Source organism: Streptomyces sp. NPDC044003 (assembly GCF_056435185.1).
Map to the genome: position 1 here is coordinate 132,721 of NZ_JBWKFA010000013.1, position 26,150 is coordinate 158,870.

The window sequence follows — 26,150 nt, forward strand, 5'->3', positions numbered from 1 at the left end:
CGTCGCCTAGGAGCGTGTCATGCAGATTCGCAGGTGGCTCCCGGACCAGCCCACCCTCATCGGCCGCCATGACTGGCCGGACGAGGGTGACGCGGGAACCCATCTGCGGCTGCGGGCCGGCTCCATCGTCGTACTCGACCGGCGGGCGTGGCGCGTCCTGGAGATCGCCGGCTACCCCGGCGCCCACTGGCCGGAGGTCTACGAGAAGGCGTGGCGCGACCACATGGAGCTGTGGTGGCACGCCAACGAGCTGCTGCGGGTCAACAACCAGGCGGTCAAGCCGGCCTCCGACCGCACCGACTTCTACAAGCGCCCGGTGGTCCTGGTGCTCCGCGACGAGAACCTGCCCCGCTCCGCGCCGAAGCACTGGTGCGCCCCCGCCAGCCAGGACTGGCAGGTCCTCCCCGAGCACTACGCCGTCTGCCGGGCCTGCGGCGAACTGCCGCCCTGCCACCACGGGGAGTACAGCCCTGAGGGCGGTCCCCGCCTCCCGGAACAGAGCGGCGGCATCCCGCTCATCGTGCCGGAGGGCTGCTGCATGGGGTGCGCCGAACAGATCAAGCCACGCATGCGGACCGTACGCTTCCCCGGCCCCAACCTCTGGTACCCGGACCTGGGCGAGGACACCGCGGTCTTCCACGCCCGCGCCGCCTGCGAGGACCAGGTGGCGCACTACCGCGCGCAATGGCAGGCCGCGTACCCCCAGCCCACCGTGCACCCGACCACACCGGGGTTCCCGGGCTTCGACCACCTCTTCCTGCCCCGGGCCCGCCACGACCATGACGTGCCCTCCGCCCCCGTGCTCACGCACGCCCAGGCCCCCCTGGCGCCGCACGCCCAGGCCCCCCTGGCGCCGCACGGTCAGGCCCCCCTGGCGCCGCACGGTCAGGGCCCCGTGACGCCGCACGGTCAGGGCCCCCTGGCGCCGCACGGTCAGGCCCCCCTGGCGCCGCACGCCCAGGAGGAGGCGCGCACCTCCCTGGTCACCGGCTCCGGCGCCTTCTCCCCTGCCTTCGACGACTACCGACCGGAGCCCGACCCGTACCCCTCGGCCCCACCGCCGGCCACCCAGGTCGCTCAGTCCGCCCAGGCCACCGCGCCCACACCCGCACCCGCGCCCCTGGCCATGCCCGCTCCCGTACCCGCCCCGGCCCCCGTTCCGATGTCCGGGCCGATGCCCGTCGGGGACGCCGCGCCCGCCGTCCGGGCCGCGGAGGAGCTGAGTCGTTCCCTCACGTCCCCTCCGGTCTTCCACAACGCGGAGCAGGCGGCCCGGGTAATCGAGGAACTCACCGCCGCGGTCCGCAACATCGCCCTCTGCCTGAACAGCCCCCAGGCCCGCAGCCACCCCTGACCCGCCCGGAAAACGAGAGCCTCCGACCGGTCCCGCCGGTCGGAGGCTCTCGCGCGGTGCGGTGGGTGTGGGATTTGAACCCACGGAGACATCGCTGCCTCGACGGTTTTCAAGACCGTTCCCTTAGGCCGCTCGGGCAACCCACCCTCGCCCCTGCCCACCTGGGGCGGAGCGGGCTACAGCGTACCGGCTGCGGGGGCGGGGCCGCGATGAGCGGGCGGGATGGCCTGCTGGGGGCCGGGGGGCGGCCGTCAGCTGTCGCCGGTGCGCTCGCCGAGGGTGACGGTGGCCGTGGCGGTCTTGCCGTCGCGCTCGTAGGTGATCTTCACCGAGTCGCCCGGCTTGTGCGTCCAGATCTCGCTGATCAGGGTCGGGCCGCTGTCGATCGGGTGGTCGCCGAAGCCCGTGATCACGTCGCCGGCCTTCAGCCCCGCCTTCGCCGCCGGGCCGTTCGGCGTGACCGAGGCCGTGCCGCCCGAGCCCTGGGAGGCGATGGTCGCGCCCTCGCCCTTCTCGTTCATGTTCACGGTCGCGCCGATCACCGGGTACACCGGCTTGCCCGTCCTGATCAGCTGCTGGGCCACGTTCTTCGCCTGGTTGACCGGGATGGCGAAGCCGAGGCCGATCGAGCCGGCCTGGGACTGGCCGAAGCCGCCGCTGGTCGACTGGATGGCCGAGTTGATGCCGATCACCGCGCCGCTCGCGTCGAGCAGCGGTCCGCCGGAGTTGCCCGGGTTGATCGAGGCGTCCGTCTGCAGCGCGCTCATGTACGAGTTGCTGCCGCCGGAGCCGTCGCCCGAGGCGACCGGGCGGTTCTTGGCGCTGACGATGCCCGTCGTCACCGTGTTCGACAGGCCGAAGGGCGCGCCGATCGCGATCGTCGAGTCGCCGACCGCCACCTTGTCGGAGTCCCCGAGCGGCAGCGGCGTCAGGCCCTTCGGGGCGTCCTTCAGCTTCAGGACCGCCACGTCGTAGCCCTCGGCCCGGCCGACGACCTCCGCGTCGTACGTCTTGCCGTCCGAGAAGGTCACGGACAGCGTGCCGCCGTCCGCCGCCGACGCCACCACGTGGTTGTTGGTGACGATGTGGCCTTCCTGGTCGTAGACGAAGCCGGTGCCCGTGCCGCCCTCGCCCTCCTGGGCGCCGGACTTGGCCTGGATGGTGACCACGCTCGGCAGGGCCTTCGCCGCGACCGCCGCGACCGTCCCCGGGTCGCGCTTGAAGGAGGCCGGGGCCTGGCCGGAGGAGACGGTGGTCGAGCTGAAGCCGTTGTCGCCGCGCTCGGCCGCCCAGTAACCGATGCCGCCGCCGATGCCGCCCGCGACGAGCGACGCGACGAGCACGGCCGCCACGAGGCCGCCGGTCCGCCTGCGCGGCGCCTCGGGTACGGGGGGATGCGGGGCGCCCCAGGCCGGGACGGCCGGCGGGGGCGGCGGCCAGCCACCGGCGGGGGCGGCGGCAACCGGCTCGGGGGCGGGCGCGGGGGCCGCGGCCGGGACCGGGGGCTGGATCACCGTCGGCTCGTCCGCCTGCGGTGCCGGCTGAGGCGCTTCCTGCACGGCCGACTGAGGCGCTTCCTTCGGGGGTACGGGAGGCGTCGGAGGGGCGGACGGGGCAGCCTGCTCCGCCGGGTCCGGCGTGCCCTCGTTCTCGGTGCTCACAGCTCGCTCTCCTCGTCGACGGCGCGGTTACCTAGGTGGCTCCAGGGTGCTGCACCAGCTTTTCCCACAGGACGTCAGGCCGCTGTAAGGCGGAGCTGTGCATTCACACTCCATCCTTTATATACGGACAGAACGGACAGCCTCCGGGGTGCCCGCGCCACCCCGCCAATGGCACCATGACGCGGTGACTCACGCACGGCAGCACCCGAACCGCGTCCCCCTCCAGGTCGTCGCCCACCGCGGAGCGTCCGAGGACGCACCGGAACACACCCTGGCCGCCTATGTGAAGGCCATCGAGGACGGCGCCGACGCCCTGGAGTGCGACGTCCGGCTCACCGCCGACGGCCACCTCGTCTGCGTCCACGACCGGCGCGTCGACCGCACCTCGAACGGCCGCGGCGCCGTGTCCGCGCTCGAACTCGCCGATCTCGCCGCCCTGGACTTCGGCACCTGGAAGGGCCGGGACGACTCCGGCGAGATCCCCGACTGGGGAGACCCCGGATCCACCTCCGTCCTCACCCTGGAGCGGCTCCTGGAGCTGGTCTCCGACGCCGGGCGCCGGGTCGAGCTGGCCATCGAGACCAAGCACCCGACCCGCTGGGCGGGCCAGGTCGAGGAGCGGCTGCTCCAGCTCCTCGAGCGTTTCGGCCTGGACGCGCCCGCGTCCCCCGCCGATTCCCCCGTACGCGTCATGAGTTTCTCGGCCCGTTCCCTGCACCGGATCGCCGCCGCCGCGCCGACGCTGCCCACGGTCTCGCTCGCCCAGTTCGTCTCGCCCCGGCTGCGGGACGGGCGGCTCCCCGCGGGCGCGCGCATCGCGGGTCCGTCGATCCGGATCGTCCGGCACCATCCCGCGGTGATCCTGCGGCTCCAGAAGGCCGGGCACCAGGTCCACGTCTGGACGGTGGACGAGGCCGAGGACGTCGAGCTCTGCGAGCGCCTGGGCGTGGACGCGATCATCACCAACCGTCCGAAGCAGGTACTCGCCCAGCTGGGCCGCGACTGAGCTGCACGCCGAGTGAGGCGCCTCACTCGTCCTACTTTTCCCGTCCGTCACAGGGGATAACAGCTCTTACAGGGTGTGCCCCGGCGCGTTCCGTGCGTACGCGATCGTCACGAGTGCCTCATCACACGTGGATTGGCCGGTTTCCGGTCCAGGCCATTGGGGCATCCACACGGTGGCGTGGGGCAAAGGAGGTCTCGGGGGTGGCGTTGGTGGTGGCACAGGAGGTGCCCACGTCGTCGAGCATGGCCGTACCCCATGGCCCTGCGGGCGTGGGTGAGGCGCGACACCGGATGCGGGACGAGCTGTACCGCAGCGGGGTGGCCGAATCGGTCGTCGACGACGCGGTACTGATCCTTTCCGAGCTGCTCAGCAATGCCTGTCGGTACGGCAGGCCGCTGGGCCACGCGGAGCGGGGCGAAGGCGATGTACGGGCGGCCTGGCGGGTCGACCCGGCGGGCGGCCTGCGGGTCGAGGTGACCGACGGCGGTGGTCCGACACGGCCCGTCCCGTCGACGCCCTCGGTCACCGCACGGGGCGGCCGCGGGCTGAACATCATCGGGGCGCTCGCCCAGGACTGGGGCGTACGGGACAGCGCGACCGGCGAGGTCACCGTCTGGGTGGTGGTCACCGAGGGACACCGGCGCGAGGACTTCGCGGCGCGCGTCGGCGGCGGCCCGGGCCTCGACTTCCTGGACGCGTACGACGATCTGGACTGAGAAGACGATCCGGACCGAGAACACGATCTGGACCGAGAAGCACGATCCGGAGCGAGAAGAGGATCTGGACCGAGAATCCGATCCGGACGGAGAACCGGTCCGGGAGTGCGGTGGCGGGTGCGGCCACGCGGCGGTGCCCGCCCGGGCTGCCGCGCCGCCCCGCCTGAGCGGCCCCGGCGTCCGGTGCGGCTAGGCTCGCGCCCGATACAGCACCGCACACAGAGCACAGCCGCGATCGGGAGAAAGCCACACCATGGCCAAGAAGCGCCCCCAGACGAAGGCCGGCAAGGCCGGCCAGGCACAGGTCACGAGCGGGGAGATCCCGGTCGTCGGCGCGCGCGAGCCGTGCCCGTGCGGTTCGGGCCGCCGCTACAAGGCGTGTCACGGCCGGGCCGCCGCGCACGCCGTGACCGAGCTCGTCCAGCGCCCCTTCGAGGGTCTGCCCGGCGAGTGCGACTGGGTCGCGCTGCGCGAGCTGGTGCCGGCCGCGACCGTGCCGCTCACCCTGAAGGGCGGGCTGCCCGAGGGCGTGCCGTCCGTGACGCTCGCGACCGTGCTGCCGATGGCGTGGCCGGCGCTCCGCCGCGACGACGGCTCCGTCCTGCTCGCCCTGCAGAACGACTCCACCTCCGGCGACCTGGCCCGCGACCTCGCCGACACCCTCCAGCGCGCCCTGGAGACGGAGCCGGGCAGCCCGGTCCCCGCGCGCCGCGTGCCGGCCGAGGGCCCGCGCCTGCAGGAGCTCCTCGACGCGGACGCCCCGTTCGTGCCGGAGGTCCACTCGGGCTTCGAGTTCTGGATCCCGCAGTCCACGGACGGCGCGGACCCGGAGGTCGCCGCCTCCCTGGAGCGGGCCAACGCGGCCGCGATCCCGACCGTGAAGCTCGCGAGCGTCGACTCGGCGTACTGGTGCGAGGTTCCGGACAAGAACCACCTGCGCTGGGTCATGCCGCACGAGGAGGAGAAGCTCCTCGACGCGCTGGCCCGTCTCCAGGCCGGCGAGGGCACCTCGCTCGGCGCGGACACCCGGCTCGTCGGTTCCTTCCGGGCCCACGGCCTGATGGTGCCGGTGTGGGACCTGCCGTCCTCCATGACGGCCGAGGACTGCGAGAAGCCGGCGGCCGAGTTCGCCGAGCGGCTGGCCGCGGCGCTCGCCTCGGACGCCCCGCTGACGGCGGAGGAGCGCCGGGCGCGCGGCGGTCTCACGAACCGTCAGGTGACTCTCAGCTGATACCCCAGGTGGTATCGGTGACTGACAGACCGACCAGTCGGTGACTTCCGCCACAAGGCGGGTCCTCGGTCGGACAATTCCCTGTCCGAATAACCGAGATCGAATTTGCGAACAGCAGATCTCTTGTTACCGTTCTCGAAGCCCGGTCGCTGGTGCATCCCCCGTCGCCAGCGACCGGGCCTTTCCATGTCCGCTTCCGGCAGAGCCGGGGCATGCGACATTCAACTTCCTTCGCCGTCCGCCGTGTTGCTTCCCGCGCGGAGCAGCAGCGGAGTGGAACCGCCCTCGCCGGATCCGGCGAATTCCGCGACCGCCGTATAGGCCGTGACCGCGCCCCGAGCGTGCTCCCTCGGCGTTTCACAGGTTCCCGGTTCGTCCTGCGCCGGAACCGGGCAGTCCACCTGCACGGTCCGTCCGCCGGGGCCCATGAGGGTCAGAAACGCGTCGAGCTGTCGGCCGGTGGCGTTCCGGTAGTAGGTACGCGCCCAGACGTCGGGCCCCTCGCCCAGGACGCAGGTCTGCGCCTCGGCGCCCTCGGGAGAGGCGAGTTCCGGCCCACAATGCGTGACGCGCTCGGGCGACACGGGAGCCGACGGGGCCGGAGAGGCGGTTGCGGGGGCGGCGGACGCGGGTGTACGGGGTCCCAGGCCGAGCCCCCTGAGCAGTTCTCCGGGCTTCGCGTCGCCCTCGGCGCTCGCGCCGGCCGGTCGTACAGGCTCCCCCGTCGGCAGTGCGTTCGCGACGAGGGGCAGCAGGACGGCGACCGTGACGGCGGTCCCGAGTCCGACCACGCGGAGGTTCACCGGGCTCATGGGACCCACCTGCTCCTGCTCGGCTGGAGATCTTGAACGGTGGAGTGAACATAGCGGCGGGACCCGGGCGCCCGGTCGGTCGCGCGCCCGTTTCCCGTACGAGTCGGACCGGGACACACCCGTTCGGGTGAACCAGAGGGTCCCCGGCCCGCCTCAGTACGCCAGCCGGCTCCCGCCGCCCGGCGCGCTCGTGCTCGCCTCGACCAGGGCGTCGACCACCGCCTCGACGTCGGGGAGCCACGGCCGGGCCGAGCCGGCGAGCGGGGCCCGCTCCCAGCGGACCTGCCCGGTCCCCGCGACCGAGGGCGGAAGGAGCAGGTAGCCGCCCTCGCCGTGGAACCGCAGCGAGCTGGGCACGCCGTCCTTCGCGTAGAGCAGCTCGCCGAGCCGTTCGAGGTCGTACGGGGCGACGAGGATCGACCACCGGGTCGGGGTCGCCACCACCGGGCCGAGCCGCATGCCCGTCGCGTCGAGCGCGGCGAGGGCCCGCGCCCCGGCCACCGCGGGGAGGCTGACCGCGCAGGGCGCGCGGCCGCCCGTGGCGAGGACCACGGGGGCGTCCGGGCGCCGGGTCCACCACCAGCGGACCATGCGCTCGTCCGTGGTGGCCGCGAGCAGTCCGGGGTCGTAGGGGTGCGCGCCGGGCACCACGCAGTCGGGGTCGGGACAGGAGCAGGCCGCTCCGGTGGCCGTGCGGGTCGTGACTCTCAGGCCCGTGGGCGTACGGGGTGTCGTTCTCAGGCTCGCGCCCGGCAGGACGGGCCAGTTCCACTCGACCGCGAAGGTGACCGCCGCTTCGAGCCGGGCGGTCCTCTCCTTGCGCCGGAACCGGAGCCTGCGTCGCCTTCCGAGGATCTCGCGCATGAGCGCTCGTTCCTTTCCGTTGAACGCCGAATCCACATCACACCATGTGCAGAACACTTCACCGTGCGTATCAGCGCGTGCCGGGTCGGCGGGGTGCCGGACCGCCGTGGGGCGGTGCGGACCGGGCCGGTGCCGGGTGGATCCCGGGGGGACCGGGTGGAGCCAGGTCAGAGCCGGAGCGGGTCAGAACACGTTCCCCGCCACTCGGTGACGGGTTGCGGCCTGCGGCGGGAAAGACGCCGGGGTTCCGCGTCACGTTCCGGGGCGGTGTCAACTGCCCCTGCCTGTCACCGATTACGTACCCAGCACGCTTGGAATGACGCGCTTTCAAACGACGCCAGTCGACCGCAAAAGGTGCACACCGGGGGCAATTTTCAGCCAACTTCCCGCGCACTTCAACCCTTGCGCACGACCTCACGGACACCACAAGTCCCGTGCGGACAATGCTGGACATCGTTCCTCTGGTGCGTGTACATGTGGATGCATCGAGCGGCTCAGGATGACATGGGGGTTTGCGATGCTATGGCGTCAAACGCACCGGTCGGAAAGCCGACTGACATGAGCGCCCCGCACATGCCGAAAGTGGCCGGAATCGATTCCACGGTTTCGGGGCCCCCGCACACTACGTCGCCCCTCCCCGGGGTCCCCGCGGCTGCGGGTCCCGCCGATGGGGCCCTCCCACCCGGAGCCCTGATCCAGGACCGGCTCGCCTCCTGGGTCTCCGACCTCACCACCCTGCACGAACTCACCGAGCGCCTCATCAAGACCGCCTCCCTCGACGAGGCGCTCCGCGAGGTGCTCGGCGCCGGCGCCGCGCTCGTCGGCGCCCGCCGTGGCATGGCCGTCCTCGAACCGGCCGACGGCCACGGCCCCACCAGCACCATCGGCCTCGGCCTCGCCCACTCCGACCTCGGCACCATCGAGACCGTCCCGCGCGGCGCCACCAGCTACGGCCGCCTCCTCGACGGCCTGCCCGATCCCGGGCATCCGGAGCGCGTCCCCGATCCGATCGCCATCCGTGACGTCCGTACGGAGGAGGGCCTCGACCCGCGCCACCGCGAGGTCGCCGCCCGCCTCGGCTACGCCGCCAGCTACACCCTCCCGCTCGCCACCGAGGAGGCCGGCCGGCTCGGCGCGGTCGTCTGGCTCTACGACGAGCCCGCCGAACCCACCGACCGGCAGCGCCACCTCATCGGGCTCTACGGCCGCTTCGCCACCGAGCACCTCGCCCGGCTCCTCCAGGTCGAGCGCGCCCGCGTCCAGGTCGCCACCGTCGCCGAGGAACTGCTCCCCAGCCGCCTGCCCCGCGTCCCCGGCGTCCAGCTCGCCGCCCGGCACCGCACCGGCCCGACGGGCGGCGGCGACTGGTACGACGCGCTGCCGCTCCCCGACGGCGCCCTCGGTCTGGCCGTCGGCTCCGTCTCCGGCACCGGACCCAGCGCGCTCGCCGCCATGGGCCGGCTGCGCGCCTCCCTCCGGGCGTACGCGGTGATGGAGGGCGAGGACCCCGTCGCCGTCCTCTCCGACCTGGAGCTCCTGCTCCGGCTGACCGAGCCCGCACGCTCGGCGACCGCCCTCTTCGCGTACGCCGAGCCCGCGCAGCGCCGGATCGTCCTCGCCGGCGCCGGGCACGCCCCGCCGCTGGTCGTCGGCGAGCGCCGCACCCAGTTCGTCGAGACCTCGCTCTCGGCCCCGCTCGGGATGCTCTCCTGCTGGGAGGCGCCGAGCGTGGAGCTGTCCCCGGCACCCGGAGAAACGGTGCTTCTCTACACGGACGGGCTGCTGCGCCGTACCGGCGACGCCATGGACCGGGCCTTCGCACGGCTCCACGCGGCCGCCGCGAGCGTGCCGAGGGCGGACCGGGGCGACCCGGGCGCCGTCGCCGACCACGTCCTGCGGACCCTGCTCCCCGAGGGCCTGGACCGGGCCGTGGAGGGGGAGGACGTGGTCCTCCTGGCCGCCCGCTTCGAGTGAGCCCCGGTTCTCGCGGCGGATACGTGCCGGACGCGGATGCGTGCCGGACGCGGACACGCGTGGGCCTCGGATACGTGTAAGCGGAACGTGACTCTTCGGTAATGGGTCTTCCGGCCCTGTGCCCCCTTCCGTACGACCGTACGATGGTGGGGGTTCAGTGTCGTACCAAGAGGAGGCAGACCCGTGGCCGAGGAGCTCACCCCGGAGACCCCGGAAGAGACCGAGACCGAAGAGCAGGCGATCAAGCAGCGGAAGAACGGCCTGTACCCGGGCGTGTCCGACGAGCTCGCCGAGAACATGAAGTCCGGCTGGGCCGACACCGAGCTGCACGACCTCGCGCCGATCGCGCAGGCCGACAAGACCGCCGCCCGCCGCGCCGCGCTCTCCGCCCGCTTCCCGGGCGAGCGCCTGGTGATCCCCGCCGGGAACCTGAAGACCCGGTCGAACGACACCGAGTACGCCTTCCGCGCCTCCACCGAGTACGCGTACCTCACCGGCGACCAGACGCAGGACGGCGTCCTCGTCCTGGAGCCCACCGCCGACGGCCACGAGGCCACGATCTACCTGCTGCCGCGCTCCAACCGCGAGAACGGCGAGTTCTGGCTCGACGGCCAGGGCGAGCTGTGGGTCGGCCGCCGCCACTCCCTCGCCGAGGCCGAGCAGCTCCTGGGCGTCCCGGCCAAGGACGTGCGCGAGCTCGCCGACGCCCTCAAGGAGGCCACCGGCCCCGTCCGCGCCGTCCGCGGCCACGACGCCGGTATCCAGGCCGCGCTGGCCGACAAGGTCACCGCCGAGCGCGACGAGGAGCTGCGGGTCTTCCTCTCCGAGGCCCGCCTTGTGAAGGACGCCTTCGAGATCGCCGAGCTGGAGAAGGCCTGCGCCTCCACCGCCCGCGGCTTCGAGGACGTCGTCAAGGTCCTCGACAAGGCCGAGGCCACCAGCGAGCGCTACATCGAGGGCACGTTCTTCCTGCGCGCCCGCGTCGAGGGCAACGACATCGGCTACGGCTCCATCTGCGCCGCCGGCCCGCACGCCACCACCCTGCACTGGGTCCGCAACGACGGCGACGTCCGCTCCGGCGACCTTCTGCTGCTCGACGCCGGCGTGGAGACCACCGAGCTCTACACCGCCGACATCACCCGGACCCTGCCGATCAACGGCCGGTACACCGAGATCCAGCGCAAGATCTACGACGCCGTGTACGAGGCGCAGGAGGCCGGCATCGCCGCGGTGAAGCCCGGCGCCGCCTACCGCGACTTCCACGACGCCGCCCAGCGCGTCCTCGCCGAGAAGCTCGTCGAGTGGGGCCTCGTCGAGGGCCCGGTCGAGCGCGTCCTGGAGCTCGGCCTGCAGCGCCGCTGGACCCTGCACGGCACCGGCCACATGCTCGGCATGGACGTCCACGACTGCGCCGCCGCGCGCACCGAGAAGTACGTGGACACCACCCTGGAGCCGGGCATGTGCCTGACCGTCGAGCCCGGTCTCTACTTCCAGGCCGACGACCTGACCGTGCCGGAGGAGTACCGCGGCATCGGCGTCCGGATCGAGGACGACATCCTCGTCACGGAGGACGGCAACCGGAACCTCTCGGACGCGCTGCCGCGGCGCGCCGAAGAGGTCGAGGCGTGGATGGCCGCGCTGAAGGGCTGATCCCCGCGTACGTTGGAACCGAAGGGCCCCCGCCGACCGACCGGCGGGGGCCCTTCCCCGTACGTCACGCCATGAGGAGCGACGGGCTGTCCCGCCACTTCAGGATCTTGTCGAAGCTGACCACGGCCCCGCCCCGGCCCGAGCGGTTCCCGAACTGCACGTGATCGGCCAGCTCCTCGATCAGGCGCAGCCCCCGGCCGTGCTCGGCCTCGTCGGACGGGACGGCCGGGACGGCGCTGCCCGGGAAGCCCGGACCCGAGTCGGCGACCTCGATACGGCAGGTCTCGCCGTCCAGGTACGCCGTCACCCGGTACGCCCCGCCCTGTTCGCGGGGGCCGTGCGCGCCGCCGTGCTCGACCGCGTTGGCACACGCCTCGGTCAGCGCGACCGACAACTCGTACGACACGTCGGGATCGACACCCGCCGTCTCCATCGTGCCCAGCAGAAGCCTCCGCGCGAGCGGCACGCTCGCGGCCTCGCGCCGCAGATGGAGTGACCACCAGATGCTCATGCTCCAGCCTCCCGGCAGCGGCTCGACATACCGATACCTATTGCCGGAGCGGACGCTCCGTAAGCACCGGGAGGCGTCAAGAGCGCTCGTTCGGCGGATGCAGAGGGCGGGTAGGCCGGTGTATGTCCGGGCGAAGAGGCCCAAGGGTGACCTTCCGGACCTGCCTCATGGCGGTGGGACGCGTGGTGCGATGATGGGCCCGCCATGACTGCCCCCGCGCTCGCTCCACGGCTGCTGAGGGCCGCGGTGTTCACCGCGGTCTGCGTCGTGCTGTCCGCGTTGGGACACGCCCTCGCCGCCTGCGCGGGCATCGCCCTGTGGACCGTCGTCGCCGGTTTCCTCGGCGTCTTCGGGGTCACCGTGCTCTTCACCGGCCGGGAGCGTTCCCTCGGCTTCGTCGTCGGCGCCCTCGCCGGCGGACAGCTCGGCCTGCACGTCCTCTTCGGGCTCGGACAGCGGCAGCTCGCCCTGAGCGGCCAGGCCGACGACGCCCTCGTCCGGATGGCCGCGCGACTCGTCTGCGGAGCCGGGACGGCGTCCCTCAGCCCCACCGACGCCACCCGCATCCTCACCGACGCCGGACTCGACCCGGCCGCCGCCGCGCACGCCCACATGGGACACACGGCCGCGATGGCGACCACGCCCGCCGGTGAGCTGCTGCCCGGTCTGCCCATGCTCCTCGGCCACCTCCTGGCCGCGCTGGCCACGGGCTGGCTGCTGCGCCGCGGCGACCACGCCCTCGGCCGGCTCGTGGAGCTCTCCGAGCAGGGCGCGACGGAGCTCGCCGAGTGCGCCCTCGTGCGCTCCCTGCGGGCCGCGCTCCGTCTCGTACGGGCCCTGCTCGCCGGACTCCCCGCGGCGCCCCGCACCGGACCGCGCCGAACCCTCCGGGCGCCCTCCGACTCCTCGCCGGCGCCGGTGGCCGAGGCCCTTCAGCACACGGTGATCAGGCGCGGCCCGCCGGCCGCCGACTGCGTCCTCGCAGCCTGACGCGGACCCCTCCACCGGAGCGGGCCGCGCCCGTCCGCACGCCCGAGCGGGACCTCCGTCCCCGGGCGCGCCGGACCTCGCCCTTTTCGAGCTTTCGAGCTTTTCGAGCTGGAGTGTCTTCTGCCATGAGCATGTCCCGTGTCTCCGCCACCCGCGCCGCCCTCGCCGGCGGTATCGCCCTCTCCTCCGTGGTGCTGCTGTCCGGCACCGCCTTCGCGCACGTCAGCGTGCAGCCGCAGGGCGAGGCGGCCAAGGGCGGCTACGCGACCGTCAACATCAAGGTCCCGAACGAGCGCGACAACGCCTCCACCGTGAAGCTGGAGGTCAACTTCCCGCTCGACCACCCGCTGGCCTCCGTCATGCCGCAGCCCATCCCCGGCTGGAAGGCCGAGGTGACCAAGAGCAAGCTCAGCAAGCCGCTGGAGCTGCACGGCAAGAAGATCAACGAGGCCGTCTCCAAGGTCACCTGGACCGCCGACGGCTCGAAGATCGGCCCGGGCCAGTTCCAGCAGTTCCCGCTCTCCCTCGGCCAGCTGCCGGAGGACACCGACGAGCTGGTCCTCAAGGCGATCCAGACGTACGACAACAAGGAGGTCGTGCGCTGGATCGAGGAGCAGAAGGAGGGCGCCGAGGAGCCCGAGAACCCGGCCCCCGTCCTGAAGCTCTCCGCCGCCTCCGCCGACCACCACGGCGGCGCGGCCGCCCCGGCCGCCTCCGCCGAGACGGACGAGAAGGCCGGTCACGACCACGAGACGGCCGACCACCAGGAGACGGCCTCCTCCTCGTCCACCGACACCACGGCCCGTGTCCTCGGTGTCGTCGGCATCCTCGTCGGTGTCGCCGGTGTCGCCTTCGGCGTCCTCGCCGGCCGCCGCCGCTCGGCCTGACGGCCGGACCCTCACCCGACATCCGGAAGAAGCACCATGTCTGAGAAGAAGACCCCCGGGACGGCGACGGACCGTCCCGGGCGGCGCACGCCACTGGTCATCGCGACCGTCGCGATCGTCGCCGCGATCGGCGTCACCGCCGCCGTCGGCCTCGGCGGCAACGACGACAAGCCCTCGGGCTCCTCCGTCGTCGCCGAGGTGTCCGGCGGCACCGACTCCACCAAGGCCGCCACCGTCCTCGACCGGCCGTTCACCAAGCCCGCGCTCGTCCTCACCGACACCAAGGGCCAGAAGTACGACCTGCGGGAGCGCACCAAGGGCAAGCCGACCCTCATCTACTTCGGCTACACGCACTGCCCCGACGTCTGCCCCCTGACGATGAGCAACATCGCCATCGCCAGGAAGCAGCTCCCCAAGGCCGACCAGGACAAGCTCCAGGTCGTCTTCGTCACCACCGACCCCGAGCGGGACACCTCCGCCGAGCTCGCCAAGTGGCTGCCCGCCGCCGGCGACCCCTCCTTCACCGGCCTCACCGGCGACTTCTCCGCCATCAAGGCGGGGGCCCGGCAGATCGGCATCGGCATCGACCCGCCGACGAAGGACAAGGACGGCAACGTCGTCTCCATGCACGGAGCCCAGGTGATCGCCTTCTCGCCCACCACCGACCAGGGCTACGTCCTGTACGGCGAGGACGCGAGCGTCGACGACTACGCCAAGGACCTGCCGAAGATCATCAAGGGGGAGAACCCGTGACCCGCCGCACCACCGCCCTGTCCGCCGCCGTGGCGCTCGCCGCCGCTCTCGCGCTGACCGGGTGCTCGTCCTCCGACAGCAAGCCCGACCTGGAGGTCAGCGGCGCGTACATGCCCCAGCCGGTGATGGACATGGCCGGCGGCTTCCTCACGATCAAGAACGGCAGCGACACGGCGGACAAGCTGACCTCCGTCACCAGCCCGATCTCGGAGGACGTCACCATCCACGAGTCGAAGAACCAGAAGATGCAGGAGGTGGCGTCCTTCGACATCCCCGCGAACGGGGAGCTGAAGCTCGAACGCGGCGGCAACCACATCATGTTCATGGAGCTGAAGAAGACGCCCAAGCAGGGCGACACGGTCAGCATCGAGCTGCACTTCGAGAAGTCCGACCCCATCAAGGTCGACGTCCCCGTCGAAGCAGCCAACCACAACCCGCAGCAGCACTGAGCTCGTTGACGGAGTGACACACAGATGACAACCACCGCCCCGCGCCTCGGCAACGCCCTGGCCCGGCTGCTGATCCTCGCGGCCGCGCTGTTCGGCACGCTGCTCGCCGGTGCCGCCCCCGCCTCCGCGCACGCGGCGCTCACCGGCAGCGACCCGAAGGACGGGGCGGTGGTCGCCACCGCCCCCAAGGAGGTCAACCTGACCTTCTCGGAACAGGTCGCCATGAGCGCCGACGCCATCCGCGTCCTCGACCCGGCCGGCCGCCGGGCCGACACCGGCGAGATACGCGATCTGTGCAGCGGTTCCGTCGTCCGGTACGGGGTGGGGCTCCGGGCCGGACTTCCCGACGGCACGTACACCGTGGCCTGGCAGGCCGTCTCGTCCGACAGCCACCCCGTCGCCGGTGCCTTCACCTTCTCCGTCGGAGCCCCCTCCCAGACCTCCGTCGCCCTGCCCGACAAGGCGCCCGGCGGCGGCCTCGTCGGCGCCCTCTACGGCATCGCCCGCTACCTCTCGTACGCCGGATTCGCCGTCCTCGTCGGCGGCGGCGCCTTCGTCCTGGCCTGCTGGCCGCGCGGCGCGAGCGTCCGCCCCGTCCAGCAGACGGTCGTCCGGGGCTGGCTGACCCTCACCGGCGCCACCCTGGCGATGCTGCTCCTGCGCAACCCGTACACCGGCTCCGGAGAGCTCTCCGACGCCTTCGACCTGGCCGGCCTGAAGGCCGTCCTGGAGACGAAGACCGGCGCCGCGCTCACCTCCCGGCTGCTGCTGCTCGGCGCGGCCGCGCTCTTCGTGGCCGTCCTCTTCGGCGCCTACGCCCGCCGCACCGACCCGAAGGAGAAGAAGGACCTCGCCTTCGGACTCGGCCTCGGCGGCACCGTCGTGGCCGCCGGCATCGCCGGCACCTGGGCCCTGGCCGAGCACGCCTCGACCGGTCTCCAGCCCGGTATCGCCATGCCCGTCGACATCCTGCACCTCCTCGCCGTCGCCGCCTGGCTCGGCGGCCTCACCGTGCTGCTCGTCGCCCTCTACCGGGCGCCGTCCGTCGAGCGCTCCGAGATCGAGCGCTTCTCCAAGGTGGCCTTCGGCTCCGTCGCCGTCCTCGCGGCCACCGGGCTCTACCAGTCCTGGCGCCAGGTCGGCTCCTGGTCCGCGCTGACCGGGACCCGGTACGGCCAGCTGCTCCTGGTCAAGATCGGTCTCATGGCGGTCCTCATCGGCATCGCCTGGATCTCCCGCCGCTGGACCCGGCGACTGGCGGACCCGGTGAAGCCGGAAGCGGCCGAGGACGCTGAAGAGGCCGAGGCCGCGGAAGCGGACCTGGCAGAGGCCGAAGACGCGGAAGCGGACCTGGCAGAAGCTGAGGACGCGGAGGCGGACCTGGAAGAGGCCGAGGACGCGCCGGGATCGGAAGAACCCGGCGAAGCGATCGCCCCCGAGCGGGCCGCGCAGCTCGCCCGGCAGCGGGCCGCCGTCGCCACCGCCCGGCGCAAGCGGGAGCGGGACGCCGACCCCGAGCGGGCCGGACTGCGCCGCTCGGTGCTGACCGAGGCCGCCGTCGCCGTCGTCCTGCTCGCCGTGACGACCGTCCTCACCTCGACGGAACCCGGCCGCACCGAGGAGGAGGCCGGCCGTGCCACCTCCGCCTCCGGCCCGGCCGCCGTGCCCGACCGGCCCGTCGACATCCGGCTGCCCTTCGACACCGGCGGCGTCGACGGCAAGGGCGTCGTCCGTCTCAGCCTCGACCCCGGCCGCACCGGCGCCAACGCGCTCCACATCTTCGTCGAGCGCCCCAACGGCAAGCCGCTGGACGTCCCCGAGATCAAGGTCGCCCTCACCCTGGAGGCGAAGGACGTGGGCCCGCTGCCCGTCGCCCCCGACCGGATCCAGACCGGACACTGGAGCGCGAGCGGCGTCCAGATCCCCATGCCCGGCGATTGGAAGATCCAGGTGACCGTCCGTACCTCCGAGATCGACCAGACCACCATCGACAAGAACGTGAAGATCGGCTGAGCCCAGTGACCGACAGCGACAACCTCGATCTCTCCCGGCGGCGCCTGCTCGGCACCGTCGGCGCGGCAGGAGCCGCCGGCCTCGTCGTCGGCGCGGCCGGCGGCGCCGGGATCTCCGCGGCCCTCTCCGGTGACGACACCGCCGGTGCCGGAGCCGGCGGCGCCCCCGCCCTGACCAGCGTCGGCTCGACCGCGGTGATGTTTCACGGGAAACATCAGGCGGGCATCACCACCCCTCTCCAGTCCCGTGGTCATCTGATCGCCTTCGACCTCGCTCCCGGTGCCGGCCGCAAGGAGGCCGCCGCCCTGCTGCGCCGCTGGTCGGCCACGGCGAAGGTGCTGATGGCGGGTGAGGCCCCCGGCGAGGACACCGGCATCGCGCTCGACGCGGGCCCCTCCTCCCTCACGGTCACCTTCGGCTTCGGCCGTACCTTCTTCGACCGCACCGGGCTCGCCTCGCGCCGACCCGCCGGTCTCGACCCGCTGCCCGCGTTCTCCTCCGACGCCCTGGACCCCCGGCGCTCGGAGGGTGATCTGTGGGTGCAGATCGGCGCCGACGACGCGCTCGTCGCCTTCCACGCGCTGCGCGCCGTCCAGAAGGACGCGGGGGACGCGGCCCGGGTGCGCTGGCAGATGAACGGCTTCAACCGCTCGGCCGGTGCCACCGCGAAGCCGATGACCGCCCGCAATCTGATGGGCCAGGTCGACGGCACGGGCAACCCGAAGCCCACCGACCCGGACTTCGACCGGCGGATCTTCGTCCCGGCCGGGGCCGGCGGCGCGCAGGAGTGGATGGCCGGCGGCTCGTACGCGGTGGTGCGCCGGATCCGGATGCTGCTCGACGACTGGGAGAAGCTGCCGCTGGACCGGCAGGAGAAGGTGATCGGGCGCCGGAAATCCGACGGGGCCCCGCTGTCCGGCGGCTCCGAGACCACCGAGCTCGACCTGAACAAGCTCGGTCCGGACGGCAAGCCGGTGATCCCGGACAACGCCCACTCCCGGATCTCCGCCCCCGAACAGAACGGCGGAGCGGCGATGCTGCGCAGGCCGTTCTCCTTCCACGACGGGATCGGCACGGACGGGACCCCGGACGCGGGCCTGCTCTTCGTCTGCTGGCAGGCGGACCCGCTCAGGGGCTTCGTCCCGGTGCAGCGCAAGCTCGACCGGGGCGACGCGCTGTCCACGTTCATCCGGCACGAGGCGAGCGGGCTCTTCGCGGTCCCGGGCGGCCCCGCCGAGGGCGAGTACGTGGGCCAGCGCCTCCTGGAGGCATGACCACCACGACCGAAGCGGGCCGTGGCGCGGGCGGCGGCCCGCTTCCGCGGCGACCATTAGGGTGACGGTATGTCCGCCACCCGGTACACCTATCTCGGCCCCGAAGGCACCTTCACCGAAGCGGCGCTGCGCACGCTGCCCGAGGCCGCGACGCGGGAACTCGTCCCGATGGTCTCGGTCCCGGCCGCCCTCGACGCCGTACGGAACGGGGAGGCCGCCGCCGCGCTGGTACCGATCGAGAACTCCGTCGAGGGTGGGGTGACCGCAACGCTGGACGAGCTGGCCTCCGGCGAGCCGCTGATGATCTACCGCGAGTTGCTCCTCCCGATCGCCTTCGCGCTGCTCGTCCGGCCCGGGACCAGGCTCTCGGAGATCAAGACGGTCACGGGCCACCCGGTGGCCCAGCCGCAGGTCCGGAACTGGCTGCGGGCGCATCTGCCCGAGGCGGTGTGGGAGTCGGCGGCCTCCAACGCCGACGGGGCCCGGCTGGTGCAGGAGGGCCGCTTCGACGCCGCCTTCGCGGGGGAGTTCGCGGCGGCGACGTACGGCCTCGAGGCGCTGGTCACCGAGATCCACGACGCGGAGAACGCCGAGACCCGGTTCGTGCTCGTGGGCCGGCCGGCCCGGCCGGCGGCTCCGACGGGCGCGGACAAGACCTCGGTGGTGCTGTGGCTGGGTGACGATCATCCGGGTGCCCTCCTCGAACTGCTCCAGGAATTCGCGGTGCGCGGGGTGAACCTGATGCTGATCCAGTCCCGGCCCACGGGAGCGGGGATCGGGAACTACTGCTTCGCCGTGGACGCCGAGGGCCATATCGCGGACCGGCGGGTGGGCGAGGCGCTGATGGGCCTCAAGCGGATCTGCCCCAAGGTGCGGTTCCTCGGCTCGTACCCGCGGGCGGGTGTCGCGGTCGAGGACGTGCGGGCGCTGCGGCGCGGGACTTCGGACGTGGAGTTCACGGAGGCCTCCGACTGGCTGGCGAGGGCCCAGGACGGTCGGGCCTGATCCGATGGTGACCGAACGCTCCCGACGGTGTGAGCGTTCGTCCACAGGTACGAACCACTAGTCCTACCTGCATACTTTTCAGTTACCCACAGAGGTTATCCACAGGGTCTCGCGAGACCTGGGGACAAGCCGACTCCGCCCCGAGACAAGGTCGACAAATCACCCCACTCACCCCCCGCCACTCCGTGCGCCATCCACAGCGCCCCGCTGACGCCCTCGTCAGCGCCCTTCTGCGGACCCACTCGTTGGAGCGAGCAATTCCCACCCAAATGAGTGTGTGAATGGTGTTTGATCACGGAATTCCCAGGGACGATGAGGGAAATCCCCGCGATCTTCTCCGTAGTCCACAGATCTTCCGCACAGCCTGTGGATAAGTGATTCCCGACGGTCGGTCGTCCACATTTCCGCGCGTCTCAATTCGGGCGAAACAACACGCGCACCCTTATCCGGTGGGGGCAGGTGAACGCGCACCGGTAGCCTGGTGGGGTGATTGACCTTCGCCTGCTCCGTGAGGACCCCGACCGTGTTCGCGCCTCCCAGCGCGCCCGTGGAGAGGACGTCGCGCTCGTCGACGCCCTGCTCTCCGCCGATGAGCGGCGCAGGTCGTCCGGCGTCCGCTTCGACGAGCTCCGATCCGAGCAGAAGGCGCTCGGCAAGCTGATCCCCAGGGCCACGCCCGAGGAGCGCGCCGAGCTCCTGCAGAAGGCGGAACAGCTCAAGACCGACGTCAAGGCCGCCGAGGCCGAGCAGAACGAGGCCGACGAGACGGCCCGGCAGCTGCTGCTCCAGCTCGGGAACATCGTCCACACGGACGTCCCGGTCGGCGGCGAGGAGGACTTCGTCGTCCTGGAGACGCACGGCACCATCCGCGACTTCGCGGCCGAGGGCTTCGAGCCCAAGGACCACCTGGAGCTGGGCGAGGCGCTCGGCGCCATCGACGTCGAGCGGGGCGCCAAGGTCTCCGGCTCGCGCTTCTACTACCTGACCGGTGTCGGCGCGCTCCTGGAGCTCGCCCTGGTCAACGCCGCGATCGCCCAGGCCACCGAGGCCGGCTTCATCCCCATGCTGACCCCGGCGCTGGTCCGTCCGCGCGCCATGGAGGGCACCGGCTTCCTCGGCCAGGCCGCGGAGAACGTGTACCACCTGGAGAAGGACGACTTCTACCTCGTCGGCACGTCCGAGGTGCCCCTCGCCGCGTACCACATGGACGAGATCATCGAGGCCGACAAGCTGCCGCTGCGGTACGCGGGCTTCTCGCCCTGCTTCCGCCGCGAGGCCGGCACGTACGGCAAGGACACCCGGGGCATCTTCCGCGTCCACCAGTTCGACAAGGTCGAGATGTTCTCGTACGTCGCGCCCGAGGACGCGGAGAACGAGCACAAGCGGCTCCTGGACTGGGAGAAGCAGTGGCTGACCTCGCTGGAGCTGCCGTTCCAGGTCATCGACGTCGCCACCGGTGACCTGGGCTCCTCCGCCTCCCGCAAGTTCGACTGCGAGGCGTGGATCCCGACGCAGGGCAAGTACCGCGAGCTGACCTCCGCGTCGAACTGCGACAGCTTCCAGGCCCGCCGTCTCTCCGTCCGCATGCGCGACGAGCAGGGCGGCAAGAAGACCGTGCAGCCGCTGGCCACCCTGAACGGCACGCTGTGCGCCGTACCGCGCACGATCGTGGCGATCCTCGAGAACCACCAGCTGGCCGACGGTTCGGTGCGCGTGCCCGAGGTCCTCCGCCCGTACCTCGGCGGCCGTGAGGTCCTGGAGCCGGTCGCCAAGTGAGTCCCTTCCCCTACCGCCTGGTCGCGACGGACCTCGACGGCACGCTGCTGCGGGCCGACGAGTCCGTCTCGGACCGTACGCGGGACGCGCTCGCCGCCGTGACGGCGGCGGGTGCCGCGCACATCGTGGTCACCGGCCGGGCGGTGCCCTGGACCCGGCACATCCTCGACGACCTCGGCTACCAGGGGATCGCGGTGTGCGGGCAGGGCGCGCAGGTCTACCACGCCGGTGAGCACCGGCTGCTGACCTCGCTGACCCTGGACCGGCAGCTCGCGGGGCTCGCCCTCTCCAAGATCGAGGCGGAGGTGGGCCCGCTGGCGCTGGCCGCCAGCCGCGACGGTCTGGACGGCGAGGTCCTGATGGGCCCCGGTTACCAGGCCCAGGACGGGCCGCTGCCGTACGTGCCGTACGAGGACCCGGCGGAGCTGTGGTCGGCGCCGCTCACCAAGCTGTACGTCCAGCATCCGACGCTCACCGACGACGAGCTGACCCGGGTCGCGCGGGAGACGGTCGGCGGGCTCGTGGACGTCGTCATGGCGGGGCCGGGCATCGTGGAGATCCTTCCGCTCGGCCTGAGCAAGGCCACCGGTCTGTCGCTCGCGGCGCGCCGGCTCGGTGTGAAGGCCGCGGAGACGATCGCCTTCGGCGACATGCCCAACGACATCCCGATGTTCGGCTGGGCGGCGCACGGCGTGGCCATGGGCAACGCGCACGAGGAGCTGCGGGCGGTGGCGGACGAGGTGACGGCCTCGAACGAGGAGGACGGCATCGCGCTCGTCCTGGAGCGGCTGCTGTCGGCCTGACCCTTCGAAACCCGCGAAGGCCACCCTCCGGGGTGGCCTTCGTCGTACGCGGCGGAGGATGCGCGGATCGAACGCGCGCGGGGTTTCCCCCGACTACGGCTTAGCAAGCCGCTGCCTTACCACTCGGCCAATCCTCCGGGAGGGAGCGGCCCGCGCGAACCAGGTCCGCGCGCTCGAAGCGGCCGCTCCCTTCGGGAGATCCCCCGTGTCCCCCGTACAACTAGTGTGCGACGGGCGGCCGTTCGGGGGCGACCGGTTTTTCTCCCCGGGTCAGCGGATAGCAGGCCAGACCGATCGCCAGCGAGATCGCGTGACCGAGGTCGGTGTAGGTGCGGTCGGTGACGAGCGGTACGAGGAAGAAGGCGAGCACTCCGGCGAGGTAGAGCAGGCGCCAGGGGTTCGGCAGCCGGTAGGTGAGGATCCCGGCGGAGGCGGCGAGGCCGTAGCTGACCCCGATGTCGACGACATGCACCATGCTGCGCGGCACGTCGTGGAGCCGGATGGCCACGAGGACGACCTGCTGGCTGATGAGCGTGGCCGCGATGTGGGCGGTGGCGACGGTGAAGAGCCATTTCGGGGTGCCCAGCCAGCGTTCCACGGGGGCGTGGAAGACCTCGAAGAGCACCGCGTACAGGAGGAGGTCGGCCGGGTTCTCGATCCAGAACGCGCTGCCGAGCAGGGCCCGCATGGGGTGGTGCGCGAGCTGGTGGAGATTGCTGCTGTTGCGGTGGAGAAGGTACGTCTCCAGGCCGTGGGGGGCGAGCGCGATGACGAGGCTGGTGATCGCGATGACCGCCAGCCACACATGCGTACCGGGTGACGAACGCACCCACGACCTGATCGGCCGGGACGGTTCGCCACCCGGGGAGGTTCTGCTCGGCACCTTTCAGTGCCTATCACCCGAAGCTGGGAGAAACCTCAGAAATTGATCATGTGTCCCGCAATACCGTGGATCGCTTCCTTCACGGCCTCGCCCAGCGTCGGGTGCGCGTGCACGTTCCGGGCGACCTCGTGGACCGTGAGGTCCCACTGCTGGGCCAGCGTCAGCTCGGGCAGCAGCTCGGTGACGTCGGGGCCGATCAGGTGGGCGCCGATGATCTCGCCGTACTTCGCGTCGGCGACGATCTTGACGAAGCCGGTGGCGTCGCCGAGGCCGTGCGCCTTGCCGTTCGCGACGAACGGGAACTTGGCGACCTTGACGTCGTAGCCCTTCTCGCGGGCCTGCGCCTCGGTCCAGCCGAAGCTGGCGATCTGCGGCTGGCAGTAGGTCGCGCGCGGGATCATCGGGTAGTCGAGCTCCATCGTCTCGGCGTCCCCGATGGTCTCGGCCGCGATGACGCCCATGGCCTCGGCGGTGTGCGCGAGCATCAGCTTCGCGGTGACGTCACCGATGGCGTAGATGTGCGGCACGGAGGTGCGGCAGCGGCCGTCGACGTCGATCGCGCCGCGCTCGGTGAGCGCGACACCAGTGTTCTCCAGGCCGTAGCCGGCGACGTTCGGGGCGAAGCCGATGGCCTGGAGGACCTTGTCGGCCTCCAGGACCTTCTGGACGCCGTCCTTGCCGGTGACGGTGACGCGGACCTGCGGGCCGGACTCGTCGATGGCCTCGACGCGGGTGGAGGTCAGGACGTCGATGCCGAGCTTGCGGTACTGCTTCGCCAGCTCCTTGGAGACCTCTTCGTCCTCCAGCGGGGCGATCCGGTCGAGGAACTCGACGATGGTGACCTTGGTGCCGTAGTTGTTCAGCACGTACGCGAACTCGATGCCGATGGCGCCGGCGCCGGCGATGACGATCGACTTCGGGGCGTCCTCGGCGAGGATCTGCTGCTCGTACGAGACGACGCGGTCGCTGAGGGCCGTGCCGGGGAGCATCCGCGGGCTGGCACCGGTGGCGATGATGCAGTTGTCGAAGGTGATCGTCTCCGAGGTGCCGTCGGCCTTGGCCACCTGGAGGGTGTTCGCGTCGAGGAAGGTGCCCCGACCGTTGAACTCGGTGATCCCGTTCTTCTTCATCAGGAAGTGGACGCCCTTGACGCGGCCGTCCGCCACCGTGCGGCTGCGGTTGAACGCCTCGCGGTAGTCGAAGGTGACCGTGCCGTCGACCTTGATGCCGAAGGTCTTCGCCTCGTGGTTGAAGATGTGGGCGAGCTCGGCGTTGCGCAGCAGCGCCTTGGTGGGGATGCAGCCGACGTTCAGGCAGACACCGCCCCAGTACTTCTCCTCGACGACCGCGACCCGCTTGCCCAGCTGGGCGGCGCGGATGGCGGCGACGTAGCCGCCGGGGCCAGCTCCGAGTACGACGACGTCGAAGCGGTCTGACATGACTGACTCCCGAGGGTGATGAGGGTGTTCGGTCCGCGTACGGCCCCACAGTAGTCCGCCGTCCCCGACACGGTCAGTTGTAGGATGACTGGGCAACCGGGCGAATGGAGAGGTGCGGAACGGCATGGCGGCACTCAAGGCGGCGGGGCGGACCTCGCTGGTGGACTCCGTGGTGGAACAGCTGCGCTCGCAGCTCACCGACGGGGAGTGGGCGGTCGGCGACCGCATCCCGACCGAGCACGAACTCGCGCAGCAGCTCGGCGTGGGCCGCAACACCGTCCGCGAGGCGATCCGGGTCCTCGTCCACGCCGGCCTCCTGGAGTCCCGCCAGGGCAACGGCACCTTCGTCAGGTCGACCGCCGATCCGGCCGCCGTGCTCCACGGGGTCCGGCACGCGGGCGCGGCCGACGTCCTCGAACTGCGGGTCGCCCTGGAGGCCGAGGCCGCCCGGCTCGCGGCCGCCCGGCGCGACACCCACGACCTGCAGCGGCTGCGGGCCGCCCTGACCACGCTGCGGGAGGAGGGCGACCGGGACGCGGACGCGGACCTCGCCTTCCACCTCACGGTCGTCGGCGCCACCCACAACGCCGCCTTCGTCGAGGTCTACCGCTTCTTCTCCGCGCAGGTGCACGAGGTCCTGGTGGAAGCCCTCGGCGACCGGGAGATGCCCCCGGTCGACATCGACGCCCACGAGGCCCTGGTGGCGGCGGTCGAGGCAGGCGACCCGGAGGCGGCGGAGCGGCAGGCCCGCGAGCTGCTGCGGGTGCCGATGGAGACGGTCGCGGCCCTGACGGAGCAGAACAAGTGACCTCCGGAACCCGGCAGGGAGAAGAAGTCCGCGTGCTCGTCGACGCGGAGGCCGGGGTACGGCCCTCGGCCGAGGGGGCGGCGGCCCGGCGCGCCCTGCTCGCGCACCCGGCGGTGCTCCTCGTCGGCATCGTGCTGGCCTCGCTGAACATGCGGGTCGCGCTCGCGAGCGTGGCACCGCTGGTCGGCGAGATATCCGCCGCCTTCGGCCTCTCGGCGACCGCGAGTTCGCTCGTGACCTCGGTGCCGGTGCTGTTCCTCGGCCTGGGCGCGCTGGTGGCGCCGTGGCTCGGCCGCCGCTTCGGCGCCGAACGCGTGCTGTTCGCGGCGCTCCTGCTGCTCGGCGTCGGCATCCTCGCGCGCGTACTGCCGTCCGTGTACGCGCTGTACGCCGGCGGGGTCCTCGTCGGCACCGCGATCGCCCTGCTCAACGTGCTGATGCCGGGCCTGATCAAGCGTGACTTCCCGGACCGGGCCGCGTCGATGACCTCGGTCTACACGGGCGCGATGATCGCCGGTGCGACGGTCGCCGCGGCGGCCGCGGTCCCGCTGGAGAAGGCCCTCGGCGGGGGCTGGGAGGCCTCCCTGGGCTTCTGGTCGCTGCTCGCCGCGGTCGCGGCCCTCGCCTGGCTTCCCCAGGTGCTGATCGCCCGCGGACGTACGGGACACGAGGTACGGGCCGTCCCGGCCGCCGGCGCCCGCCCGGTGAGCGTCTGGCGCTCGGCGCTCGCCTGGCAGGTCACCCTCTTCATGGGCCTGCAGTCGCTCTGGTCGTACGTGCTGATCGCCTGGATGCCGACGATCTTCACCGACCACGGGATGAGCCGCTCCACGGCCGGCGTGATCTTCGCCTTCAACAATTTGATCCAGGTCGCCGGCGCCTTCGCGGTGCCGCTGCTCGCCGGCCGGATGCGCAGCCAGCGCCCGCTGATCGCACTGGTCACGACGCTGGTCGCGGCCGGTTACGCCGGACTGATGGTGGCGCCCGTGGAGGGTGCCTGGCTCTGGTCGGCGGTCCTCGGCGTCGGTCAGGGCGGTGCCGTCGGCCTCGCCCTGACCCTGATCGTGCTGCGCTCCGGGGACGCGGTGACCGCGGCCAGGCTGTCCGGGATGGCCCAGACGGTCGGCTATCTGATGGCCGCCGCAGGGCCGCTGGCGGCCGGCGCCCTCCACCAGGCCACCGGCTCCTGGACCCTGCCGATCTGCGTGGTCCTCGGCGTCTGCGCGGCGGCCCTCGCCGTCGGCCTGCTCGCGGCCCGGGACCGGACGGTCTGAGACGAGGGCGGGGGCGG

At 72.1% G+C, this 26,150-nt stretch carries 23 protein-coding genes and 2 tRNA genes; 17 read left to right on the forward strand and 8 right to left on the reverse strand.

From position 1 onward, the window contains the following. The first annotated feature begins 19 nt into the window (after positions 1 to 19). On the forward strand, positions 20 to 1,354 hold the full coding sequence (locus tag AC07AW_RS35805) for a hypothetical protein (RefSeq protein WP_478819630.1): 1,335 nt from the start codon (positions 20 to 22) through the stop codon (positions 1,352 to 1,354). 59 nt (positions 1,355 to 1,413) lie between these two features. Here AC07AW_RS35805 and AC07AW_RS35810 read toward each other — a convergent pair. Together AC07AW_RS35810 and AC07AW_RS35815 are read right to left on the reverse strand one after the other, a co-directional pair. Then, positions 1,414 to 1,500, reverse strand: a tRNA-Ser gene (locus AC07AW_RS35810). Between the two features lie 105 nt (positions 1,501 to 1,605). Next, on the reverse strand, positions 1,606 to 3,015 hold the full coding sequence (locus AC07AW_RS35815; RefSeq protein WP_478819631.1) for a S1C family serine protease: 1,410 nt from the start codon (positions 3,013 to 3,015) through the stop codon (positions 1,606 to 1,608). Positions 3,016 to 3,199: 184 nt separating this feature from the next. Here AC07AW_RS35815 and AC07AW_RS35820 point away from each other — a divergent pair, with 184 nt between their 5' ends. The 3 genes from AC07AW_RS35820 (at position 3,200) to AC07AW_RS35830 (ending at position 5,968) form a co-directional block, all read left to right on the forward strand. After that, positions 3,200 to 4,021, forward strand: coding sequence for a glycerophosphodiester phosphodiesterase (locus AC07AW_RS35820; protein ID WP_478819632.1), 822 nt, complete (start codon positions 3,200 to 3,202; stop codon positions 4,019 to 4,021). 113 nt (positions 4,022 to 4,134) lie between these two features. Beyond that, positions 4,135 to 4,737 carry an ATP-binding protein gene (locus AC07AW_RS35825; protein ID WP_392159564.1) on the forward strand — a complete coding sequence of 201 codons (603 nt, stop codon included), beginning with the start codon at positions 4,135 to 4,137 and terminating at the stop codon, positions 4,735 to 4,737. Positions 4,738 to 4,990: 253 nt separating this feature from the next. Further along, positions 4,991 to 5,968, forward strand: a complete 978-nt coding sequence (locus AC07AW_RS35830; RefSeq protein ID WP_478819633.1) for a DUF5926 family protein — start codon at positions 4,991 to 4,993, stop codon at positions 5,966 to 5,968. Positions 5,969 to 6,189: 221 nt separating this feature from the next. Here AC07AW_RS35830 and AC07AW_RS35835 read toward each other — a convergent pair whose 3' ends face one another. Further along, positions 6,190 to 6,780, reverse strand: a complete 591-nt coding sequence (locus AC07AW_RS35835; protein ID WP_478819634.1) for a hypothetical protein — start codon at positions 6,778 to 6,780, stop codon at positions 6,190 to 6,192. A gap of 153 nt (positions 6,781 to 6,933) precedes the next feature. Continuing rightward, positions 6,934 to 7,644, reverse strand: coding sequence for a bifunctional DNA primase/polymerase (locus tag AC07AW_RS35840; protein WP_478819635.1), 711 nt, complete (start codon positions 7,642 to 7,644; stop codon positions 6,934 to 6,936). A 522-nt stretch (positions 7,645 to 8,166) separates the two neighbouring features. Between AC07AW_RS35840 and AC07AW_RS35845 the strand changes: the two genes are divergently transcribed. Next, positions 8,167 to 9,618 (forward strand): PP2C family protein-serine/threonine phosphatase, encoded by a 1,452-nt coding sequence (locus AC07AW_RS35845; protein WP_478819636.1) that lies wholly within the window; start codon positions 8,167 to 8,169, stop codon positions 9,616 to 9,618. 183 nt (positions 9,619 to 9,801) lie between these two features. Next, on the forward strand, positions 9,802 to 11,268 hold the full coding sequence (locus AC07AW_RS35850; RefSeq protein WP_478819637.1) for an aminopeptidase P family protein: 1,467 nt from the start codon (positions 9,802 to 9,804) through the stop codon (positions 11,266 to 11,268). A gap of 64 nt (positions 11,269 to 11,332) precedes the next feature. Here the strand turns inward: AC07AW_RS35850 and AC07AW_RS35855 are convergent, their stop codons facing one another. Then, a complete protein-coding gene (locus tag AC07AW_RS35855; RefSeq protein WP_369145378.1) occupies positions 11,333 to 11,779 on the reverse strand; it encodes an ATP-binding protein in 447 nt (148 codons plus the stop codon). 204 nt (positions 11,780 to 11,983) lie between these two features. On the opposite strand from AC07AW_RS35855, the gene AC07AW_RS35860 reads away from it, so the two are divergent. From AC07AW_RS35860 to AC07AW_RS35900, 9 genes are all read left to right on the forward strand, one after another. After that, complete coding sequence (locus AC07AW_RS35860; RefSeq protein ID WP_478819638.1) at positions 11,984 to 12,769, forward strand: hypothetical protein; 786 nt, start codon at positions 11,984 to 11,986, stop codon at positions 12,767 to 12,769. A gap of 125 nt (positions 12,770 to 12,894) precedes the next feature. Continuing rightward, positions 12,895 to 13,656: a YcnI family copper-binding membrane protein gene (locus tag AC07AW_RS35865; protein WP_478819639.1), complete on the forward strand. Its 762-nt coding sequence runs from the start codon at positions 12,895 to 12,897 to the stop codon at positions 13,654 to 13,656. Between the two features lie 36 nt (positions 13,657 to 13,692). Beyond that, on the forward strand, positions 13,693 to 14,409 hold the full coding sequence (locus AC07AW_RS35870; RefSeq protein ID WP_478819640.1) for an SCO family protein: 717 nt from the start codon (positions 13,693 to 13,695) through the stop codon (positions 14,407 to 14,409). Next, positions 14,406 to 14,858, forward strand: coding sequence for a copper chaperone PCu(A)C (locus AC07AW_RS35875; RefSeq protein WP_478819641.1), 453 nt, complete (start codon positions 14,406 to 14,408; stop codon positions 14,856 to 14,858). The genes AC07AW_RS35870 and AC07AW_RS35875 overlap by 4 nt, the downstream gene beginning before the upstream one ends. A 24-nt stretch (positions 14,859 to 14,882) precedes the next feature. After that, the gene (locus AC07AW_RS35880) at positions 14,883 to 16,871 is read left to right on the forward strand and encodes a copper resistance CopC/CopD family protein (RefSeq protein WP_478819642.1); all 1,989 of its coding nucleotides are present in this window, start codon (positions 14,883 to 14,885) and stop codon (positions 16,869 to 16,871) included. A gap of 5 nt (positions 16,872 to 16,876) precedes the next feature. After that, on the forward strand, positions 16,877 to 18,145 hold the full coding sequence (efeB, locus tag AC07AW_RS35885) for an iron uptake transporter deferrochelatase/peroxidase subunit (protein WP_478819643.1): 1,269 nt from the start codon (positions 16,877 to 16,879) through the stop codon (positions 18,143 to 18,145). Between the two features lie 69 nt (positions 18,146 to 18,214). After that, on the forward strand, positions 18,215 to 19,150 hold the full coding sequence (pheA, locus tag AC07AW_RS35890) for a prephenate dehydratase (protein ID WP_478819644.1): 936 nt from the start codon (positions 18,215 to 18,217) through the stop codon (positions 19,148 to 19,150). 486 nt (positions 19,151 to 19,636) lie between these two features. Beyond that, complete coding sequence (gene serS, locus AC07AW_RS35895) at positions 19,637 to 20,926, forward strand: serine--tRNA ligase (protein WP_478819645.1); 1,290 nt, start codon at positions 19,637 to 19,639, stop codon at positions 20,924 to 20,926. Continuing rightward, the gene (locus AC07AW_RS35900; RefSeq protein WP_478819646.1) at positions 20,923 to 21,729 is read left to right on the forward strand and encodes an HAD family hydrolase; all 807 of its coding nucleotides are present in this window, start codon (positions 20,923 to 20,925) and stop codon (positions 21,727 to 21,729) included. Before serS ends, AC07AW_RS35900 begins: the two co-directional genes overlap by 4 nt. Positions 21,730 to 21,781: 52 nt before the next feature. Here the strand turns inward: AC07AW_RS35900 and AC07AW_RS35905 are convergent. The 3 genes from AC07AW_RS35905 to lpdA form a co-directional block, all read right to left on the reverse strand. Next, a tRNA-Ser gene (locus AC07AW_RS35905) sits at positions 21,782 to 21,866 on the reverse strand. 83 nt (positions 21,867 to 21,949) lie between these two features. Next, positions 21,950 to 22,558 (reverse strand): rhomboid-like protein, encoded by a 609-nt coding sequence (locus AC07AW_RS35910; protein WP_478819647.1) that lies wholly within the window; start codon positions 22,556 to 22,558, stop codon positions 21,950 to 21,952. A gap of 89 nt (positions 22,559 to 22,647) precedes the next feature. Further along, a complete protein-coding gene (gene lpdA, locus AC07AW_RS35915; RefSeq protein ID WP_478819648.1) occupies positions 22,648 to 24,051 on the reverse strand; it encodes a dihydrolipoyl dehydrogenase in 1,404 nt (467 codons plus the stop codon). Between the two features lie 124 nt (positions 24,052 to 24,175). Between lpdA and AC07AW_RS35920 the strand changes: the two genes are divergently transcribed. Together AC07AW_RS35920 and AC07AW_RS35925 are read left to right on the forward strand one after the other, a co-directional pair. After that, a complete protein-coding gene (locus tag AC07AW_RS35920) occupies positions 24,176 to 24,859 on the forward strand; it encodes a FadR/GntR family transcriptional regulator (RefSeq protein WP_478819649.1) in 684 nt (227 codons plus the stop codon). Then, the gene (locus AC07AW_RS35925; RefSeq protein WP_478819650.1) at positions 24,856 to 26,133 is read left to right on the forward strand and encodes a CynX/NimT family MFS transporter; all 1,278 of its coding nucleotides are present in this window, start codon (positions 24,856 to 24,858) and stop codon (positions 26,131 to 26,133) included. Before AC07AW_RS35920 ends, AC07AW_RS35925 begins: the two co-directional genes overlap by 4 nt. The last annotated feature ends 17 nt before the right edge of the window (positions 26,134 to 26,150 follow it).

Excerpts from the sequence above, each read along its gene's own strand:
- lpdA (WP_478819648.1), bottom strand. The coding sequence starts at position 24,051 with ATGTCAGACCGCTTCGACGTCGTCGTACTCGGAGCTGGCCCCGGCGGC.
- AC07AW_RS35845 (WP_478819636.1), top strand. The coding sequence starts at position 8,167 with ATGGCGTCAAACGCACCGGTCGGAAAGCCGACTGACATGAGCGCCCCG.
- AC07AW_RS35860 (WP_478819638.1), top strand. The coding sequence starts at position 11,984 with ATGACTGCCCCCGCGCTCGCTCCACGGCTGCTGAGGGCCGCGGTGTTC.
- AC07AW_RS35835 (WP_478819634.1), bottom strand. The coding sequence starts at position 6,780 with ATGAGCCCGGTGAACCTCCGCGTGGTCGGACTCGGGACCGCCGTCACG.
- AC07AW_RS35865 (WP_478819639.1), top strand. The coding sequence starts at position 12,895 with ATGAGCATGTCCCGTGTCTCCGCCACCCGCGCCGCCCTCGCCGGCGGT.
- AC07AW_RS35805 (WP_478819630.1), top strand. The coding sequence starts at position 20 with ATGCAGATTCGCAGGTGGCTCCCGGACCAGCCCACCCTCATCGGCCGC.
- AC07AW_RS35830 (WP_478819633.1), top strand. The coding sequence starts at position 4,991 with ATGGCCAAGAAGCGCCCCCAGACGAAGGCCGGCAAGGCCGGCCAGGCA.
- AC07AW_RS35870 (WP_478819640.1), top strand. The coding sequence starts at position 13,693 with ATGTCTGAGAAGAAGACCCCCGGGACGGCGACGGACCGTCCCGGGCGG.
- AC07AW_RS35855 (WP_369145378.1), bottom strand. The coding sequence starts at position 11,779 with ATGAGCATCTGGTGGTCACTCCATCTGCGGCGCGAGGCCGCGAGCGTG.
- AC07AW_RS35840 (WP_478819635.1), bottom strand. The coding sequence starts at position 7,644 with ATGCGCGAGATCCTCGGAAGGCGACGCAGGCTCCGGTTCCGGCGCAAG.
- pheA (WP_478819644.1), top strand. The coding sequence starts at position 18,215 with ATGTCCGCCACCCGGTACACCTATCTCGGCCCCGAAGGCACCTTCACC.
- AC07AW_RS35920 (WP_478819649.1), top strand. The coding sequence starts at position 24,176 with ATGGCGGCACTCAAGGCGGCGGGGCGGACCTCGCTGGTGGACTCCGTG.
- AC07AW_RS35880 (WP_478819642.1), top strand. The coding sequence starts at position 14,883 with ATGACAACCACCGCCCCGCGCCTCGGCAACGCCCTGGCCCGGCTGCTG.